The sequence below is a fragment of the Nocardia bhagyanarayanae genome (genome assembly GCF_006716565.1).
GTDB classification, from domain to species: domain Bacteria; phylum Actinomycetota; class Actinomycetes; order Mycobacteriales; family Mycobacteriaceae; genus Nocardia; species Nocardia bhagyanarayanae.
In genome coordinates this window covers 473,423-488,353 of sequence record NZ_VFPG01000001.1, presented here as the reverse complement: position 1 = coordinate 488,353, position 14,931 = coordinate 473,423, and the positions used below count along the sequence as shown (strand labels likewise).

Genomic DNA, 14,931 nt, shown 5'->3' with positions numbered 1-14,931 from the left:
TACCGCGCTCCTTATTAAAGGTTGAATGCTAACCTTAAATAAGGGAGGTGTGATGGCAAAACTTGTGCGGCGGCAGTGGACCGGAAACCTGGACGGTGGCGGTCTGTCTCGCAGAGACCGCGGCTCGGGCACGTACGAGGCGTACCTGCCCGACCCGTTGGCCGGCCGCCCCATCGTGCTGACCAGCGAGACCGCAGCCGACGTCGTCGATGCCGAGGTCGCCATCGCCCGACTCGACACCGAAGCGAAAGCACTGGTCGAGACGGAAGCACTGTTTCGATTGCTGCTACGCGCCGAAGCTGTCGCATCGTCGAGGATCGAGGGGCTGGAGATCGGTGCTCGGCGGCTTTTGCGCGCGGAGGCGGCGCGGCAGTTGGAGGGCGAGACCTCGGATGTGACCGCCACTGAGGTGCTGGCGAATATCGACGCGATGGCGGTGGCCACCAATGCCGTCGGTCGCGGCGAGCCGATCGGCGAGGACGTCATGCTCGAGGTCCATCGTCGGTTGCTGGCAGGAACCAAACTCGCTCACCACGGCGGATGCCTACGTGACGTGCAGAACTGGATCGGCGGCAGCTCCTTCAACCCGTGCTCGGCCGCATTCGTTCCGCCGCCGCCGGAGTACGTGCCCGAGCTGATGAAGGATCTGATCGACTTCTGCAACAGCGACGACTTGCCTGCCGTCGCACAAGCCGCGATCGCGCACGCCCAGTTCGAGACGATTCACCCGTTCATCGACGGCAACGGTCGCACGGGGCGAGCGCTGATCCATCTCGTGCTGCGCCGCCGCGGTGTCGCCGAACGCGTCGTCGCGCCGGTGTCGCTGGTGCTCGCCACTTGGAGCGACAGTTATGTCGACGGCCTGAATCGCTTCCGGCACATAGGTTCTGCGGGATCAACACGAGCCATCGACGATCTGAACACCTGGGTGGGGCGCTTCGCTGCGGCATGCACCCGCGCGGCCGAGGACGCAACGGCGTTCGAAGTCAAAGCCGCCGATCTCGAGCGCTCGTGGCGGGAACGAGTGGCGCCAGTGCGCGCGAACTCCGCACTCGACCTGCTCCTCGGCAAGCTCGTCGGCGCCCCGATCCTCACCGTCTCAACCGCGGCAACGCTGACCGGACGCAGCTTCCCCGCCGCGAACGCCGCCGTCGAGCGCTTGACGGAAGCCGGAATCCTCCGCCAGCTGACCATCGGCCGCCGCAACCGAGCCTTCGAGTCCACCGAAGCGATCACCGCGTTCACCGCTCTCGAACGACGCCTCGCCAGTCCGGACGGTGACACGCGGACTTCGGATCCAAACCGCCCTGTACCCCGCCGCCCCTTCCGCTGACTCGCAGGGCAATGTCCGCCTCTGAAACCGAGCGGGGTGGCTCGGGTCCCTGATCGGTGTTGTCGCCCGGGCAATGTTAAGAACAGCTTCGGATCGGGGCGTTATCTCAATTTGTAGTAACAATCGTTTCTGATTGCCGATCTTCCGTGTGGACTATCACATGGAGGATGAAATGACCCATCTCGCAACAAAATTCGTTGTCGCCGCCGCGTCCGTGGCCATCCTGGGCGCGGGTGCCGCGCCCGCGATGGCGGCCCCGGCTCCGGTGGCGCCGCAGGCCGCACCGGTCGCCGATTCCGGTTCCTCGGGCACCGGCTCCGCGGCCCTCGACTTCCCGCTGGGCCTGCTCAAGCTGCTGATGTGTGGTCCGTGGGGCAGCACGCAGCAGCACCCGAACCCGGCTTGCCGCTGAGCGTCAGCCAGGTGAGGCGAAAGCGTGGACTCCCGGAGTCCGCGCTTTCGCGCGTTCGATGCCATCGCGCGGCTAGAGGTGATTGCGAGCCGGATGGCCCGCTTGCGCCATGGCCGGTGCCGCGACGGGTCTCCGACCCCGATTTTGTCCTGGTCAGACCATTGCCTACACTAGAGCGGTTGCCTGGGCACCCCCATGTCCGCATGTGTACCGATCCGGGCGATACGTACCCCGCCGGTCGGCAGTTGCCGACCGGACCAGCCGAATTGTTGTAGGCCCACCATCGGCGCGCCCTCGGGCGCGCGGGTGCTGTATGGGAACCGCAGCGAGAAAGGTGTCGAGGTCGAACTATGACCATGACTGATCCGATCGCAGACTTCCTGACCCGTCTGCGCAACGCCAACTCGGCGTACCACGATCAGGTGAAGGCTCCGCACTCGAAGCTCAAGGCGAACATCGCCGAGATCCTCAAGCGCGAGGGTTACATCGCCGATTACCGGACCGAGGACGCGCAGGTGGGCAAGACGCTCATCGTCGACCTCAAGTACGGCCCGAGCCGTGAGCGCAGCCTCGCCGGCGTGCGCCGCGTCTCCAAGCCCGGTCTGCGTGTGTACGCGAAATCCACCAACCTGCCCAAGGTCCTGGGCGGCCTCGGCGTGGCCATCATCTCCACGTCGCAGGGTCTGCTGACCGACAAGCAGGCGGCACAGAGCGGCGTGGGCGGCGAAGTCCTCGCTTACGTCTGGTAAGGGAGGTCAGGACAATGTCGCGCATTGGTAAGAAGCCCATCGCAATCCCGTCCGGTGTCGAGGTGAACATCGACGGCCAGAACGTGTCGGTGAAGGGTCCCAAGGGCACCCTGTCGCACGTGGTCGCCGAGCCGATCACCGTCGCCCGCGGCGAAGACGGCCAGCTCGAGGTCGTCCGCCCGAACGACGAGCGCCGCAACCGCTCGCTGCACGGCCTGACCCGCACGCTGATCTCGAACATGATCGAGGGCGTGACCAAGGGCTACGAGAAGAAGATGGAAATCTTCGGCGTCGGTTACCGCGTGCAGGCCAAGGGCTCGAACCTCGAGTTCGCGCTCGGCTACAGCCACCCGGTGCCCGTCGAGGCTCCCGAGGGCATCACCTTCGCGGTGGAATCGCCCACCAAGTTCTCCGTGTCCGGAATCGACAAGCAGAAGGTCGGCCAGATTTCGGCGGTCATCCACGGCCTGCGCAAGCCCGACCCGTACAAGGGCAAGGGCATCCGCTACGCAGGCGAGGTCGTTCGCCGCAAGGTCGGAAAGACGGGTAAGTGATCATGGCGCAAACCGAAAACCAGAAGGCCAAGCGCATCCCGCTGGGCAAGGACTCCTCGACCCAGCGTCGTCTGTCGAAGACGCGTCGTCACTTCCGCCTGCGCAAGAAGGTCGCCGGCACCACCGAGCGTCCGCGCCTGGTGGTCAACCGCTCCTCGCGCCATCTGCACGCGCAGTTGGTCGACGACTCGCTCGGCAAGACCATCGCCGCCGCCTCCTCGATCGAGGCCGACGTGCGCGCGGTGGAGGGCGACAAGACCGCCAAGGGCAAGAAGGTCGGCGAGCTGATCGCCGCCCGCGCCAAGGCTGCCGGTGTCGAGGCCGTCGTGTTCGACCGTGGTGGCCACGACTACCACGGCCGCATCGCCGCACTGGCCGATGCCGCTCGCGAAGGCGGGTTGAAGTTCTGATGATGAAGATTGCGAACGGAAGGAACGTCTGATGCCGGGACGTCAGCGGCGTGACGGCGGAAACGGACCCGCCGGACAGAATGGCAGCAACCCCGAGGGCGGCCGCGGCGATCGTCGCGGCGGTGGCGATCGTCGCGGTGGCGGCGACCGTCGGGACAACGCGGCCGAGAAGAACCAGCTCGAGCGCGTCGTCGCGATCAACCGCGTCTCCAAGGTCGTGAAGGGTGGTCGTCGCTTCAGCTTCACCGCCCTCGTGATCGTCGGTGACGGCAACGGTCTGGTCGGCGTCGGCTACGGCAAGGCCAAGGAAGTTCCCGCGGCCATCCAGAAGGGTGTCGAGGAGGCTCGCAAGGGCTTCTTCCGCGTCCCGATGATCGGCTCGACCATCACCCACCCGGTTCAGGGTGAGGCGGCGGCCGGCGTGGTCATGCTGCGCCCGGCTTCCCCGGGTACCGGTGTGATCGCCGGTGGCGCGGCTCGTGCCGTGCTGGAATGCGCTGGCATTCACGACATTCTGGCCAAGTCGCTCGGTAGCGACAACGCGATCAACGTCGTGCACGCGACGGTGGCCGCGCTCAAGCAGCTGCAGCGTCCGGAAGAGGTCGCGGCCCGTCGTGGCCTGCCCCTCGAGGACGTCGCTCCGGCGGGCATGCTGCGTGCGCGTGCGGGACAGGGAGCCTGACAATGGCAGATCTCAAGGTGACCCAGATCAAGAGTTCGATCGGCGCCAAGCAGAATCAGCGCGACAGCCTGCGGACCCTCGGTCTGCGTGGCATCCGCAAGTCCGTCGTGCGTGAGGACAACGCCCAGAACCGCGGGCTGATCAACGTCGTGCGCCACCTCGTGACAGTTGAGGAGGTCTGACATGACCATCAAGTTGCACCACCTGCGTCCGGCTCCCGGCGCCAAGACCGAGAAGACCCGCGTGGGTCGCGGTGAGGGCTCCAAGGGCAAGACGGCGGGCCGCGGTACCAAGGGCACCAAGGCGCGCAAGAACGTCCCCGCCGCCTTCGAGGGCGGGCAGATGCCGCTGCACATGCGGCTGCCCAAGCTGAAGGGCTTCACGAACCGGTTCCGTACCGAGTACCAGGTCGTGAACGTCGGCAAGATCGCCGAGCTGTTCCCGCAGGGCGGGGAGATCGGCAAGGCCGAGCTGGTCGCCGCGGGCGCGGTCCGCAAGAACCAGCTGGTCAAGGTTCTCGGCGACGGCGAGATCGGTGTCGCGGTCCAGGTGACCGTCGACAAGGTGACCGGCGCCGCCAAGGAGAAGATCACCGCCGCCGGTGGCACTGTCACCGAGCTGGGCTGACGGTACTCTGACAAGCGGTGGCACCGGACGAGTGACGAGCTCGTCCGGTGCCACTGTTAGAGTTCAATTGTTGTCTGCCAAGCCACGTCATGGTTTTCGGCGTCCCCCTGTCCGCCAGGGAATCGGGCAAAGCTGAAACAGCCATGTCATGACCATGTCGTTCGCGCCAGGAGGATCTGTGCTTTCCGCCTTCGTATCGGCCTTCCGGACTCCGGACTTACGGCGGAAGATTCTCTTCACGCTGGGGTTGGTCGCGCTGTACCGTGCCGGTGCCGCGTTGCCGTCGCCCGGCGTGGACTACAAGGCCGTCCAGGAATGTGTCGACCTGGTCTCCGGCGGTGAGAACGCAGGCATCTACCAGCTCATCAATCTGTTCTCCGGTGGTGCGCTGCTGCAGTTGTCGGTCTTCGCGATCGGCATCATGCCGTACATCACCGCCAGCATCATCATTCAGCTGCTCACCGTCGTCATCCCGCGGTTCGAAGAACTGCGCAAGGAAGGCCAAGCGGGCCAGACGAAGATGACGCAGTACACGCGGTACCTGTCGATCGCGTTGGCCGTGCTGCAGGCGACCGGTCTGGTCGCGCTCGCGGCGCGTGGCCAGCTGCTCCAGGGCTGCCAGCAGGACATTCTCGCCGACACCAGCATCTTCGGCATGATCATCATCGTGCTCGTGATGACCGCCGGCGCGGCGCTCGTCATGTGGTTCGGTGAGCAGATCACCGAGCGCGGCATCGGCAACGGCATGTCCCTGCTGATCTTCGCGGGCATCGCCGCGCGCATCCCCACCGAGGGCAAGGCCATCCTGGACAGCCGCGGCGGTCTGGTCTTCGGCCTGGTGTGCGCCGCCGCCTTCGCCATCATCGTCGCGGTGATCTTCGTCGAGCAGGGCCAGCGCCGCATTCCGGTGCAGTACGCCAAGCGCGTGGTCGGCCGCAAGATGTACGGTGGCTCCTCGACCTACCTGCCGCTGAAGGTCAACCAGGCCGGTGTCATCCCGGTGATCTTCGCTTCGTCGCTGCTGTATCTGCCCAACCTGATCGCGCAGCTGACCTCCTCGCAGAACAACCCTGACCCCAGTTGGTGGCAGGAGATCATTCAGAAGTACCTGGTGAACCCGAGCAACCCGGTGTACATCGCCATCTACTTCGGCTTGATCGTGTTCTTCACCTACTTCTATGTCGCGATCACCTTCAACCCGGAGGAACGCGCCGACGAGATGAAGAAGTTCGGTGGCTTCATCCCGGGGTACCGTCCCGGTAAGCCGACGGCCGACTATCTGAACTTCGTCCTGAGCCGCATCACCCTGCCCGGCTCCATCTACCTCGGTCTGGTGGCAGTCCTGCCGAACCTCTTCCTCGATATCGGCAACACCGGTGGCGTCCAGAACCTCCCGTTCGGCGGTACCGCGGTGCTGATCATGGTGAGCGTCGGCCTGGACACCGTGAAGCAGATCGAAAGCCAGCTGATGAATCGAAATTACGAAGGGTTCCTCAAGTGAGAGTTGTACTGCTCGGTCCGCCGGGTGCCGGCAAAGGCACCCAGGCCGTCCTGCTGTCGGAGAAGCTGGGCGTCCCGCACATCTCCACCGGGGATCTCTTCCGCGCGAACATCGGCCAGCAGACGCCGCTGGGTCGCGAGGCGCAGAAGTACATGGATGCCGGCGATCTGGTGCCGAGCGACGTGACCAACCGCATGGTCGAGCAGCGGGTCAACGAGCCCGACGCCGCGAACGGCTTCGTGCTCGACGGCTACCCGCGCACCATCGACCAGGCCGAGGCCCTGGAGAAGATCCTCGGCGACATGGACAAGAAGCTGGACGCCGTCCTGTGCTTCGTCGTGGCGGAGGACACCGTGGTCGAGCGGATGCTCGCGCGGGGTCGCGCCGACGACAACGAGGACGTGATCCGCAACCGGCTACGGGTGTACCGCGAGGAGACCGAGCCGCTGCTACAGCACTACGACGGTCTCGTCGTCACGGTCGACGGCGTCGGCGAGGTGGACGAGGTCAACGCCCGCGCGCTGCGCGCACTGGGACACTGATGTCCCTGTCTCGGGAGCGCTGAGCCGTCATGGTCTTCGGCCGCAAGAAGAGCAAGAAGGTGGTGCCGTTCCGCACCGCCGGTGAGCTGGACGCCATGGCGGCGGCGGGCGCGGTGGTCGGCCGCACCCTGGTGGCCGTGCGTGCGGCCGCCAAGCCCGGGGTCTCCACCCTGGAACTGGACGAGGTCGCCGAGCAGACCATCCGCGACGCGGGCGCCGTGCCCTCCTTCAAGGGCTACCACGGCTTCCCCGCCTCGATCTGCGCGTCGGTGAACGACCGGGTGGTGCACGGGATTCCGACCGCGGAGGAGATCCTGGTCGAGGGCGACCTGATCTCGATCGACTGCGGCGCCATCCTGGACGGCTGGCACGGCGATTCCGCGTGGACTTTCGGCGTCGGCGAGATCATCGAGGCCGATCGGCTGTTGAGCGAGGCGACCCGCCTGTCCATGGAGGCGGGCATCGCCGCCATGCTGCCGGACAACCGGCTGACCGATGTGTCGCACGCCATCGAGATGGGCACCCGCGCCGTCGAGGAACTGCACGGCCGCGCCTACGGCATCGTCGACGGTTACGGCGGACACGCGATCGGCCGCGAGATGCACATGGACCCGTTCCTCGCCAACGAGGGCGCGCCGGGCAAGGGCCCGAAGCTCGTGGTCGGCTCGGTGCTGGCCATCGAACCCATGCTCACCCTCGGCACCACCCAGACCAAGGTGCTCGACGACGACTGGACCGTGGTCACCCTCGACGGCAGCCGCGCCGCCCACTGGGAGCACACGGTCGCGGTCACCGAGGACGGACCGCGCATCCTCACCCCGCGCCCGGAGTAGGGCGAAGTTTCGCACGGCGGCTCCCGATAGGATCGGGGGCCGCCGTTTCGCTTTCTCGGCGACCGCACCCTTCGCGCAGACAAGGAGCACGCCGTGACGTTGCGTTTCGGGATCCAACTGGCACCGAAGGCCACTGACCTGCAACGCATTCGGGAGCTGGCCAAAATCGCCGATGCCGAAGGTCTCGATCTGCTCGGCATCCAGGATCACCCCTACTCCGGCGCGCTCGTCGACACGTTCGCGTTGATCGCGACGGTGCTGGCGGAAACCGAACGGCTGCGGGTGTTTCCGGATGTGGCGAGCCTGCCGCTGCGCGGACCCGCGATGCTGGGCAAGCAGGCCGCGACGTTGGATCTGCTCAGCGGCGGACGGTTCGAACTCGCCCTCGGCGCCGGCGCGTTCTGGCCCGCCATCAAGGCGATGGGCGGCCCGGAGCGCACGAATCCCGAAGCGCTCCGCGCGCTAGAGGAGGCCACCGAGATCATCCGCGCCATGTGGCGGCCGGACGCCAAGGCCACCGTCGCCGGTACGTACTACGCTGTGCACGGCGTACAGTCCGGGCCCGTACCGGCGCATCCCGTCGGGATCTGGTTCGGCAGCGTCGGACCGAAGGCCAACGCGCTGACCGGACGGCTCGCCGACGGTTGGGCGGCGCCGATCCCGCACTATCTGCCGTACGAGAAATGGCAAGGGGCGCAGGACACTATCTCCGCGGCCGCCGTCGACGCCGGACGTTCCCCGGCGGACATCACCCGCATGGCACAACTGGTCGGAACGATCACCGACACTCCCGGTTCGGCCGTACGCTTGCGCGGCGAGGACCCGATTCGCACCGACGCCGCGGGCTGGGCCCGCATCCTGGTCGATCTCGCCGTGGAGACCGGCTTCGACACGTTCGTGTACTGGCCGGAGTCGCCCGACGATACCCAGCTCCGCCGCTGGATCGGTGACGTCGTTCCTTGCACCCGCGCCCTGCACGCCTGACCGAAACCTTCGGCCGTGCTGCGGATTCGGCGGTTCCGCGTTCCGCACCTCCCTCGCTCCGCGGTGAACCTCGCACCGCGGTTGATCTCGCTCCGCGGTGAACCCTGTTCCGCGGTGGACTCTGACGATGCAGTCAGATTAGGTTCCACGCGAGGGGTGACTCGCGAGTAGCGAACTACTCGAATCGCGCTGGAGCGAACCGCAGTTGGCATCCGAGCCACGCGCGAGGCGCGGCACGCTACCCGGAATGAATTGCAGCCGAGAGGGTTTCAGCTCTGACCGGTTTTGCGGAAAAACAGCACGTGATCATGGTCGATCAGCGTCATCGACTTGCGCAGCTGCCGGATGCCCGCGCCGGGCAGGTAGGTCAGGTTCGCGAAGGATTGCGTGTTGCCGAACGCCGACCGCAGTTTGTTCTCGGTGGCGTGGCTGGCGCCGTAGGCGGCGAGCACGCCGAAGTCCAAGGGCGCCAGCGGCTCGTCGAGCGTGGCGGGTCCGGCCGGGCGGCCGAGCGCCGCGTACTGGGTCGCCTTGCCGTGCTCGTAGCGGCACAGCTCGTAGGACATGTTCGCGGTGGCCGTCACGCTGACCACCGGCCACTGCTGGGAAAGCCGCAGGGCCAGCGGGTGTTTGCCGACGGGAGCGAGCTCCCAGTTCAGGCTCATCACGGTCACCCAGCCGCCGTAGGACATCTCGATCAGCACCACGTCGTCGCCGAGCGTGCTCGCCGTGTTGAGCTCGGCCTCGCCGATCTCCCAGTCCTCGTCGTCGGAGTTGTGATAGGTGGCGCTGTCGACAGGCTGGATGTCGTCTTGGGCGTAGGCCTCGATGATGGCGGCGCGCAATTGGGTCATCGCGTCGCGATCCGGGCAGCGCACGCCGAGTGCGCCGAAGGTGGGGCCGATCTCGACCGGCGTCGACGGCGGCTCCGGATCCTCGCCCGGCGCGAGCGGCCGCAGGCCGACCAGCGCCAGCCGCCAGTTGATCTCCTCAACCGTGGACAGGTCGCCGGAGGACTTGCGCACGATCTGCTGCTGGGTCAGCCGCCCGGCCTGCTCCAGGGTGCGGCACTCCAGTTCGACGAGCGCGTTGTAGGACTTCGGTGTGAGGTCCAGATCGCGAATACCGCAGGCGCGCAGACGAATAGACATGGTCGTCGAGGTGAACGCGGCATACCGTTCGCGGTACATCGCCAGCGCCTGCTTGCGGGAGCGGCCGACCATGAGGGTGCGCAGCAGCGTGCTCAGGCTGGCCAGGTACTTGCCCGCCAGATCGGGGTTGGCGGCCGCCAGCTCGGCGCGGATGCGGGCGGCGTCCTCGACGGCGGCGACGGCCGCGTCCTGGTCCAACCTGCCCAGCCACACGCCGCACTTGCCGAGTCCGTCGGCGCACATACCCGCCACGTGCGGATGCGTCTGCGCGACTTGGCGGTACGTGGCGCAGGCGCCACGGATGGTCGTCGTCGCCAGGTCGCGTCGACCGGCCGCCCTGGTCACCTGTTCGAAGACCCGCAGCGCCTCTTGCAATTCACCGGCGAACCGCGCTTCCACCATGCCTGCGGCCAGCCAGTTCAACCGGATGCCGACCGCTTCCTGCGCCGGGGCGGGCGCCTCCAGGGTTCGGTCCCGGCGCGCGGTGGGATCGTTCTTCGTGGCGACCAGCGCCTTGGCCAGCTCGACGAGCGAAGTGGCCAGGCGGAGTTCGGATTCGACCGTTCGGTCTCGGGCCGCACTGCGATCGACCGCAACCTGTCGTTCGACAGCACTCAGATCCATCGCGAACCCAACTCCCGCATCACCTTCCACAGACGGTCGTTCTCTCGGCCGCATCTGTTCTCGCGAAAAGTCTGCCACAAATCGGATGCGGTCGCCCGAGAACGATCGGGCTCGCTGCTAGCTGTCAGCTAACTCGGTGCGAACCGCGTGCTCAGGCCTCCAGCAGGAGCGTGACGGGGCCGTCGTTGGTGAGATCGATGTGCATGTGCGCGCCGAAACGACCTGTCGCGACGGTCGCCCCGAGGGCGCGTAGCGCCTCGGCGAAGGTGTCGACGAGCGGTTCGGCGACCGGGCCCGGCGCGGCCGCCGACCAAGAGGGGCGGCGGCCCTTCGCGGTGTCGGCGTAGAGGGTGAATTGGCTGACGACGAGGACGGGCGCGTTCAGGTCCGCGGCGGAACGCTCGCCGTCCAGGATGCGCAGTCGCCACAGCTTGTCCGCCAAGGCTTTCGCGGTCGCTTCGGTGTCGTCGTGAGTGACGCCGACGAGCGCGACCAAGCCCTGCGGGTCGGGATCGATCCGCCCGACGAGTTCGCCGTCGACGGTCACCTGCGCGGCGGTCACTCGTTGTACAAGAACTCGCATCGGCTGATCATCGCACTCGCGATCGCGGGCAGACCGGTGTGCCACGGACCGGGTGGCGGCTGGGCGGCGGTCGCTAGGCGCCGACGGTGGTTGCCAAGGTGTTCCCACGCCTCGATGAACCGGGTGTGAACGGTGATGCCGGGAAATCGAGGCGTGTGCCAATGCTTTTGTGCGACAGGTCATCAGGTGTTCCAGAAGCTATCGACTTGTCCGTGGTTGCGCATCTGTGCGTCACTCCCACGCTGTCTCAAGTTCATGTAAAGGTTACTGACGAGTTGCACTGGACTGTCATCGTCGGACGAGTTCGAACCGTAGTCGAGCGGTGGGTCCACCACCCGGGGGTAGAGGTGCGAGATGACGACTGAGAATTACTCCGAGAAGCTGAGGACCGCGGGGTACGAGACCGACAAGGTCCGGGCTCGGTTGGAGAGCATCTCAGGTCGGGTCCAGGACCAGCTGAGCACCTTGCTCGCCGTGATCGGCAGCGACAACTTCGGCAGCAAATACGTTCAGGGCAACGGGAGTCCGGGACTGACGGAGCGGCTGCAGGGCGCGGTGGACGGCACCAGCACCATGGCCGAGTCCTGGGCGAACCTGTCGAAAGGGCAGTACGAGGCGGCGGTTGCCGCCGAGCGGAACGAGGACGCCGCTCGGCAGTTGATCGAGCAGGTCTAGCAGCGGCAGTGGTGGCCGGCGGGCTTTCCGGGCGCCGCCTTGGAGTTCGGAGTGGGTGACATGACGTCTGGGCGTATGGAGGGGGAGATCGCCGGGCTGTTGGAGGACTTCCGCAGCCGTATGCGGGATATCGCGGAAGCGCAGCGTGAGCGCGTCAAGCTGACGGCGACCGCGACCACGCGCGACAAGACGGTGTCTGTGACGGTGAACGCCAACGGCGTCGTCATCGAGACGCGCTTCTCCGACCGCGTCGACGAACTGAGCTACGACCAGATCGCCAAGGCGGTCACCCGGATGGCGCAGCAAGCGGCCGAGGAGGTGTTCGCCAAGAGCAAGGCGCTCGCGGCGCCCCTGTTCGACGAGCAGGCACGGCTGCCGAAGTTGTCCGATGTGATCGAGGGAATGCCGGATATCGAGGCCGAAATCCCGGTGGAGCCGCCGGTTTCGCTGGCGCCCCCCGGTTCGTCGGAACGCGACGGGGTGATGACGTTCACCGATGTCGAGAGCTACGACCACGGTGGTGGCAGGGGGCCAACGGAGACTGTCGCCGGCCAAGCCTGGTGACGTCTGAATCGGCCTCTCGATGGGTTATTGGGCGATTCCGCCGGAGCTCGCTTGGCTCGAATGGGTAGCGGGCTCGGAGATCACACGCATCGATCCCGACGATGTGGTCAAGGTTTCCGCTGTCCTGCGGGAGATCGCCGACGAGATTCTCAATGAGGCGATAGCGGAGGCTGATGTCGCCGCCGCGGCGGTGGTCAACGCGTATCCGCAGGGCGAGGGCGGGCAGCAGATCGTCGATTCGCTGCGTGCGGTGATTCACGACGACACGCCCAAAGGCGGGACGCCGCAACACGGTTCGATCGAGTTGATGGGCAACTCGTTCAACGACCTTGCGGTCTCGGTCGACGATTTCGCGGGTGCGGTTCACGCGAATCACCTGAACGCGATCTTCTCGCTGGGTTGGTTGGCGGCGGAGCTGGCCCTGTCCTTCTTCGCCGGTCCCGGGGCGGGGGCCGTGCAGGCCGGGGCCATCGCGGCGACGCGAGCCGTGTTTCGCGCGATGGCAAGGTGGTTGGAGGGCCGGATCGCCGCCATGCTCGCCAGGACATTCCTGTCGGATGCGGCGAAGCAGGTGGTGTCGAAGCTCGTCTACGAGATCGTCCAGGAAGCGATCGTCGAGGTCTTCCAGGGCACCGCGCAAGAGGTGGCGGTGCAGGGCATCGTCATCGCCGAGGGTCTGAACAGCCAGGGTTGGGATACCGGCGCGATCTGGGAGAACGCCTGGGTCTCCGCGCTGGCCGGTGGCGCCGGTGGTGGCGCGGGTTTCGGATTGAACCGCGCGATGAACCGGATCGCGCCCAGTCTGATGAACAACCGCGGCGTCCGTGGATTCATGGGCGGGTCGATCGTCGGCGCGGGTGCCGGTCTGGCCGGCGCTTTCGTCGCGGCATGGGCCACAGGGAACTGGGATCCGCGTTCATTCGTGGGTGGCGCGGTCTCCGGCGCCGGGCCGAGCGGTGTTTACGGTGCGCGGGGGACAACTCAGCACAACGGCCCGGTGAACTTCAATCAAGACCCCGTCCGGGTCGGCACTCTGCCCGGATCCGGACCGGCCGCTGACGGAACGTCCCCGGTTCCCGCACCGAATACCGCCGATGGCACGGGTACCACCGGCGCCGCCGACGGTGGTGGAGCGAACGGCGGCGGGACGAATGGAGCCGGGACCACCGGCGCTGGAACGAATGGCGCCGGAGCGAATGCCAACGGCGGTAGTGATGCCGGTTCTCCGAGCACCACATCCGCGTCCGCGGGGCCGTCCACGTCGGCCGACGCCGGCCAATATGCCGGAGACACAGGCACTTCCGATTCCGGTGCGGCGGCCACGAGTCAGACCGGTGGCGACTCGGCGGCAGGCCAGCAGAGCGCGGCCCCTGGCGGTCAAGGCAATGCGAATTCCGGTGCCAACGAGGGCAATACGGACACCTCGAACGGTGGTTCCGCTGCCCAGAACGGCAGCGCCCCCGCAGCGGGCGCGCATTCGGTTGCGCCGAGCGGAGATTCCGCGCAAATGGGCGCCGATTCAGCGCAAGCGGGCGGGGGCTCGGTTTCCACGGGCGGCGCGGATTCCGCGGCACACACGGATTCACCCGCATCGGTTGCTTCGGATTCTGCTGTGCCAGAGGGCGATTCAGCTGCGGATGGTCGGCCGATAGCCGACGGCTCGACGCCGGGGACTTCAGCCGTCGGCGTCCCCGATTCGGGGACCGGTACCGGTACGACCGGGGCGGCTGTCGGCGGAGCGTCGCCCGCGGCGCAGGCGCCCGGCGCCGCTCCCGTGAACGCCGGACCGGTCGCGGCCGGGATGCCCGGCGCGCCGACGGCTGTCGGCGCCCCCGGTGCGGCCGTGCCCGGTTCGACGTCCGCGGTCGCCGGGCCGACCGCATCGAACGTCGCCCCCGGTGCGTCGTCGCCGGCGTCCTCGTCGCCGACCTCGTCCGCTGCTCCGGCGCAGCAGTCCGCCCCCGCGTCGAACGCTTCCCGGACCGCCGACGCACGGGGAAGTTCCGCCGCGCTGGACGGCAGCACCCGCGCCGTCCCGCCCGATACGGTCGGCGCCGCGCCGACGGGCGTGGATCGGACGGAGGTCGGCGCGGGCCCGGCCCGGGCGGCCGGTGTTCCCGGCGCGTCGCCGGACCAGGCCGGACCGGTTCAGGCGCGAGTCACGGATTCCGAAGCGCCGCAAGCCCGATCGCACGCGGACGCGGAGGGCGACGCCGCGGCAAGCGCCGATCAGCAGCAGGTGCAGGTGGGCCCTGCCGATCTGGTTTCGCCCGACCCGGCGCCGACACCGCCGGACGGCACGGCGGATTCGACTTCCCGCCAGCCGGATACGGACGATGCGGCCGATCCGGACGGGGCTCTCGCGGTGGACCCGGCCGCTGCCGCCCTCTTGCTGCCGCCCGCACCGCCCGGCCGACCGGAAGCCGCACCGAGCGGCGCACGCCCGACCACCGACGGCGACCGGGCGGACGCCGAGCCCGACACTAGTTCGAGCGCCGCCCCCGATACGCGGCCGAACCCCGCCCGCGACCCGGATCTGGATCCGGACGCCGCACCTGCCGCGGACCCCGCCGCCAACCCGGACTCCGACGCGGACTCCGACAACACCGGCACTCGTGACCCGCGCCGTGTCCTACCGGACGACAGCAGCGAGGCGACCAGGGCGGAGATCGACGAGGCCGACGCCATCCTGAACCGGATGGAACCG

The 14,931-nt window shown here is 67.5% G+C and carries 17 protein-coding genes (1 of these 17 running past the window's edge); 15 read left to right on the top strand and 2 right to left on the bottom strand.

Annotated elements, in window-relative coordinates; all coding sequences use genetic code 11:
* Nucleotides 1-52: 52 nt before the first annotated feature.
* The 12 genes from FB390_RS01725 to FB390_RS01670 all read left to right on the top strand — a co-directional run bounded on the left by FB390_RS01725 (nt 53) and on the right by FB390_RS01670 (nt 8,627).
* Nucleotides 53-1,333, top strand: coding sequence for a Fic family protein (locus FB390_RS01725; RefSeq protein WP_141807370.1), 1,281 nt, complete (start codon nt 53-55; stop codon nt 1,331-1,333).
* Between the two features lie 172 nt (nt 1,334-1,505).
* A complete protein-coding gene (locus FB390_RS01720; protein WP_141807369.1) occupies nt 1,506-1,745 on the top strand; it encodes a hypothetical protein in 240 nt (79 codons plus the stop codon).
* Between the two features lie 350 nt (nt 1,746-2,095).
* Nucleotides 2,096-2,494 (top strand): 30S ribosomal protein S8, encoded by a 399-nt coding sequence (rpsH, locus tag FB390_RS01715; RefSeq protein ID WP_067785212.1) that lies wholly within the window; start codon nt 2,096-2,098, stop codon nt 2,492-2,494.
* 14 nt (nt 2,495-2,508) lie between these two features.
* Nucleotides 2,509-3,048: a 50S ribosomal protein L6 gene (gene rplF / locus FB390_RS01710; protein WP_141807368.1), complete on the top strand. Its 540-nt coding sequence runs from the start codon at nt 2,509-2,511 to the stop codon at nt 3,046-3,048.
* 2 nt (nt 3,049-3,050) lie between these two features.
* On the top strand, nt 3,051-3,458 hold the full coding sequence (rplR, locus tag FB390_RS01705; protein WP_067785206.1) for a 50S ribosomal protein L18: 408 nt from the start codon (nt 3,051-3,053) through the stop codon (nt 3,456-3,458).
* 31 nt (nt 3,459-3,489) lie between these two features.
* Nucleotides 3,490-4,140: a 30S ribosomal protein S5 gene (rpsE, locus tag FB390_RS01700; protein WP_068056958.1), complete on the top strand. Its 651-nt coding sequence runs from the start codon at nt 3,490-3,492 to the stop codon at nt 4,138-4,140.
* A gap of 2 nt (nt 4,141-4,142) precedes the next feature.
* Nucleotides 4,143-4,322 (top strand): 50S ribosomal protein L30, encoded by a 180-nt coding sequence (gene rpmD / locus FB390_RS01695; protein ID WP_014349110.1) that lies wholly within the window; start codon nt 4,143-4,145, stop codon nt 4,320-4,322.
* 1 nt (nt 4,323) lies between these two features.
* Complete coding sequence (gene rplO, locus FB390_RS01690) at nt 4,324-4,767, top strand: 50S ribosomal protein L15 (RefSeq protein WP_067833562.1); 444 nt, start codon at nt 4,324-4,326, stop codon at nt 4,765-4,767.
* A 178-nt stretch (nt 4,768-4,945) separates the two neighbouring features.
* Nucleotides 4,946-6,268, top strand: coding sequence for a preprotein translocase subunit SecY (gene secY / locus FB390_RS01685; protein ID WP_141807367.1), 1,323 nt, complete (start codon nt 4,946-4,948; stop codon nt 6,266-6,268).
* Nucleotides 6,265-6,810, top strand: a complete 546-nt coding sequence (locus tag FB390_RS01680) for an adenylate kinase (protein ID WP_097246897.1) — start codon at nt 6,265-6,267, stop codon at nt 6,808-6,810. The genes secY and FB390_RS01680 overlap by 4 nt, the downstream gene beginning before the upstream one ends.
* 29 nt (nt 6,811-6,839) lie before the next feature.
* The gene (gene map / locus FB390_RS01675; protein ID WP_141807366.1) at nt 6,840-7,643 is read left to right on the top strand and encodes a type I methionyl aminopeptidase; all 804 of its coding nucleotides are present in this window, start codon (nt 6,840-6,842) and stop codon (nt 7,641-7,643) included.
* A 93-nt stretch (nt 7,644-7,736) separates the two neighbouring features.
* Complete coding sequence (locus FB390_RS01670; RefSeq protein WP_246123808.1) at nt 7,737-8,627, top strand: LLM class flavin-dependent oxidoreductase; 891 nt, start codon at nt 7,737-7,739, stop codon at nt 8,625-8,627.
* A gap of 269 nt (nt 8,628-8,896) precedes the next feature.
* Here the strand turns inward: FB390_RS01670 and FB390_RS01665 are convergent, their stop codons facing one another.
* Both FB390_RS01665 and dtd read right to left on the bottom strand, forming a co-directional pair.
* Nucleotides 8,897-10,402 (bottom strand): hypothetical protein, encoded by a 1,506-nt coding sequence (locus FB390_RS01665; RefSeq protein ID WP_141807365.1) that lies wholly within the window; start codon nt 10,400-10,402, stop codon nt 8,897-8,899.
* A 151-nt stretch (nt 10,403-10,553) separates the two neighbouring features.
* Nucleotides 10,554-10,985, bottom strand: coding sequence for a D-aminoacyl-tRNA deacylase (gene dtd, locus FB390_RS01660; protein ID WP_141807364.1), 432 nt, complete (start codon nt 10,983-10,985; stop codon nt 10,554-10,556).
* 354 nt (nt 10,986-11,339) lie between these two features.
* On the opposite strand from dtd, the gene FB390_RS01655 reads away from it, so the two are divergent.
* The 3 genes from FB390_RS01655 to FB390_RS01645 form a co-directional block, all read left to right on the top strand.
* A complete protein-coding gene (locus tag FB390_RS01655; protein WP_141807363.1) occupies nt 11,340-11,660 on the top strand; it encodes a hypothetical protein in 321 nt (106 codons plus the stop codon).
* Nucleotides 11,661-11,735: 75 nt separating this feature from the next.
* Nucleotides 11,736-12,224: a YbaB/EbfC family nucleoid-associated protein gene (locus FB390_RS01650; protein WP_185756914.1), complete on the top strand. Its 489-nt coding sequence runs from the start codon at nt 11,736-11,738 to the stop codon at nt 12,222-12,224.
* A 19-nt stretch (nt 12,225-12,243) separates the two neighbouring features.
* Nucleotides 12,244-14,931, top strand: the 5' end (the start) of a protein-coding gene (locus tag FB390_RS01645; protein WP_141807361.1) for a hypothetical protein. 40,035 nt of this gene lie beyond the right edge of the window; only the first 2,688 of its 42,723 coding nucleotides appear in the window; the start codon lies at nt 12,244-12,246; the stop codon falls past the right edge of the window.

What these genes read in the sequence shown, in the direction of transcription:
- FB390_RS01725 (WP_141807370.1), top strand. Translation starts at nt 53, where the DNA reads ATGGCAAAACTTGTGCGGCGGCAGTGGACCGGAAACCTGGACGGTGGC.
- FB390_RS01720 (WP_141807369.1), top strand. Translation starts at nt 1,506, where the DNA reads ATGACCCATCTCGCAACAAAATTCGTTGTCGCCGCCGCGTCCGTGGCC.
- rpsH (WP_067785212.1), top strand. Translation starts at nt 2,096, where the DNA reads ATGACCATGACTGATCCGATCGCAGACTTCCTGACCCGTCTGCGCAAC.
- rplF (WP_141807368.1), top strand. Translation starts at nt 2,509, where the DNA reads ATGTCGCGCATTGGTAAGAAGCCCATCGCAATCCCGTCCGGTGTCGAG.
- rplR (WP_067785206.1), top strand. Translation starts at nt 3,051, where the DNA reads ATGGCGCAAACCGAAAACCAGAAGGCCAAGCGCATCCCGCTGGGCAAG.
- rpsE (WP_068056958.1), top strand. Translation starts at nt 3,490, where the DNA reads ATGCCGGGACGTCAGCGGCGTGACGGCGGAAACGGACCCGCCGGACAG.
- rpmD (WP_014349110.1), top strand. Translation starts at nt 4,143, where the DNA reads ATGGCAGATCTCAAGGTGACCCAGATCAAGAGTTCGATCGGCGCCAAG.
- rplO (WP_067833562.1), top strand. Translation starts at nt 4,324, where the DNA reads ATGACCATCAAGTTGCACCACCTGCGTCCGGCTCCCGGCGCCAAGACC.
- map (WP_141807366.1), top strand. Translation starts at nt 6,840, where the DNA reads ATGGTCTTCGGCCGCAAGAAGAGCAAGAAGGTGGTGCCGTTCCGCACC.
- FB390_RS01665 (WP_141807365.1), bottom strand. Translation starts at nt 10,402, where the DNA reads ATGGATCTGAGTGCTGTCGAACGACAGGTTGCGGTCGATCGCAGTGCG.
- dtd (WP_141807364.1), bottom strand. Translation starts at nt 10,985, where the DNA reads ATGCGAGTTCTTGTACAACGAGTGACCGCCGCGCAGGTGACCGTCGAC.
- FB390_RS01655 (WP_141807363.1), top strand. Translation starts at nt 11,340, where the DNA reads ATGACGACTGAGAATTACTCCGAGAAGCTGAGGACCGCGGGGTACGAG.
- FB390_RS01650 (WP_185756914.1), top strand. Translation starts at nt 11,736, where the DNA reads ATGGAGGGGGAGATCGCCGGGCTGTTGGAGGACTTCCGCAGCCGTATG.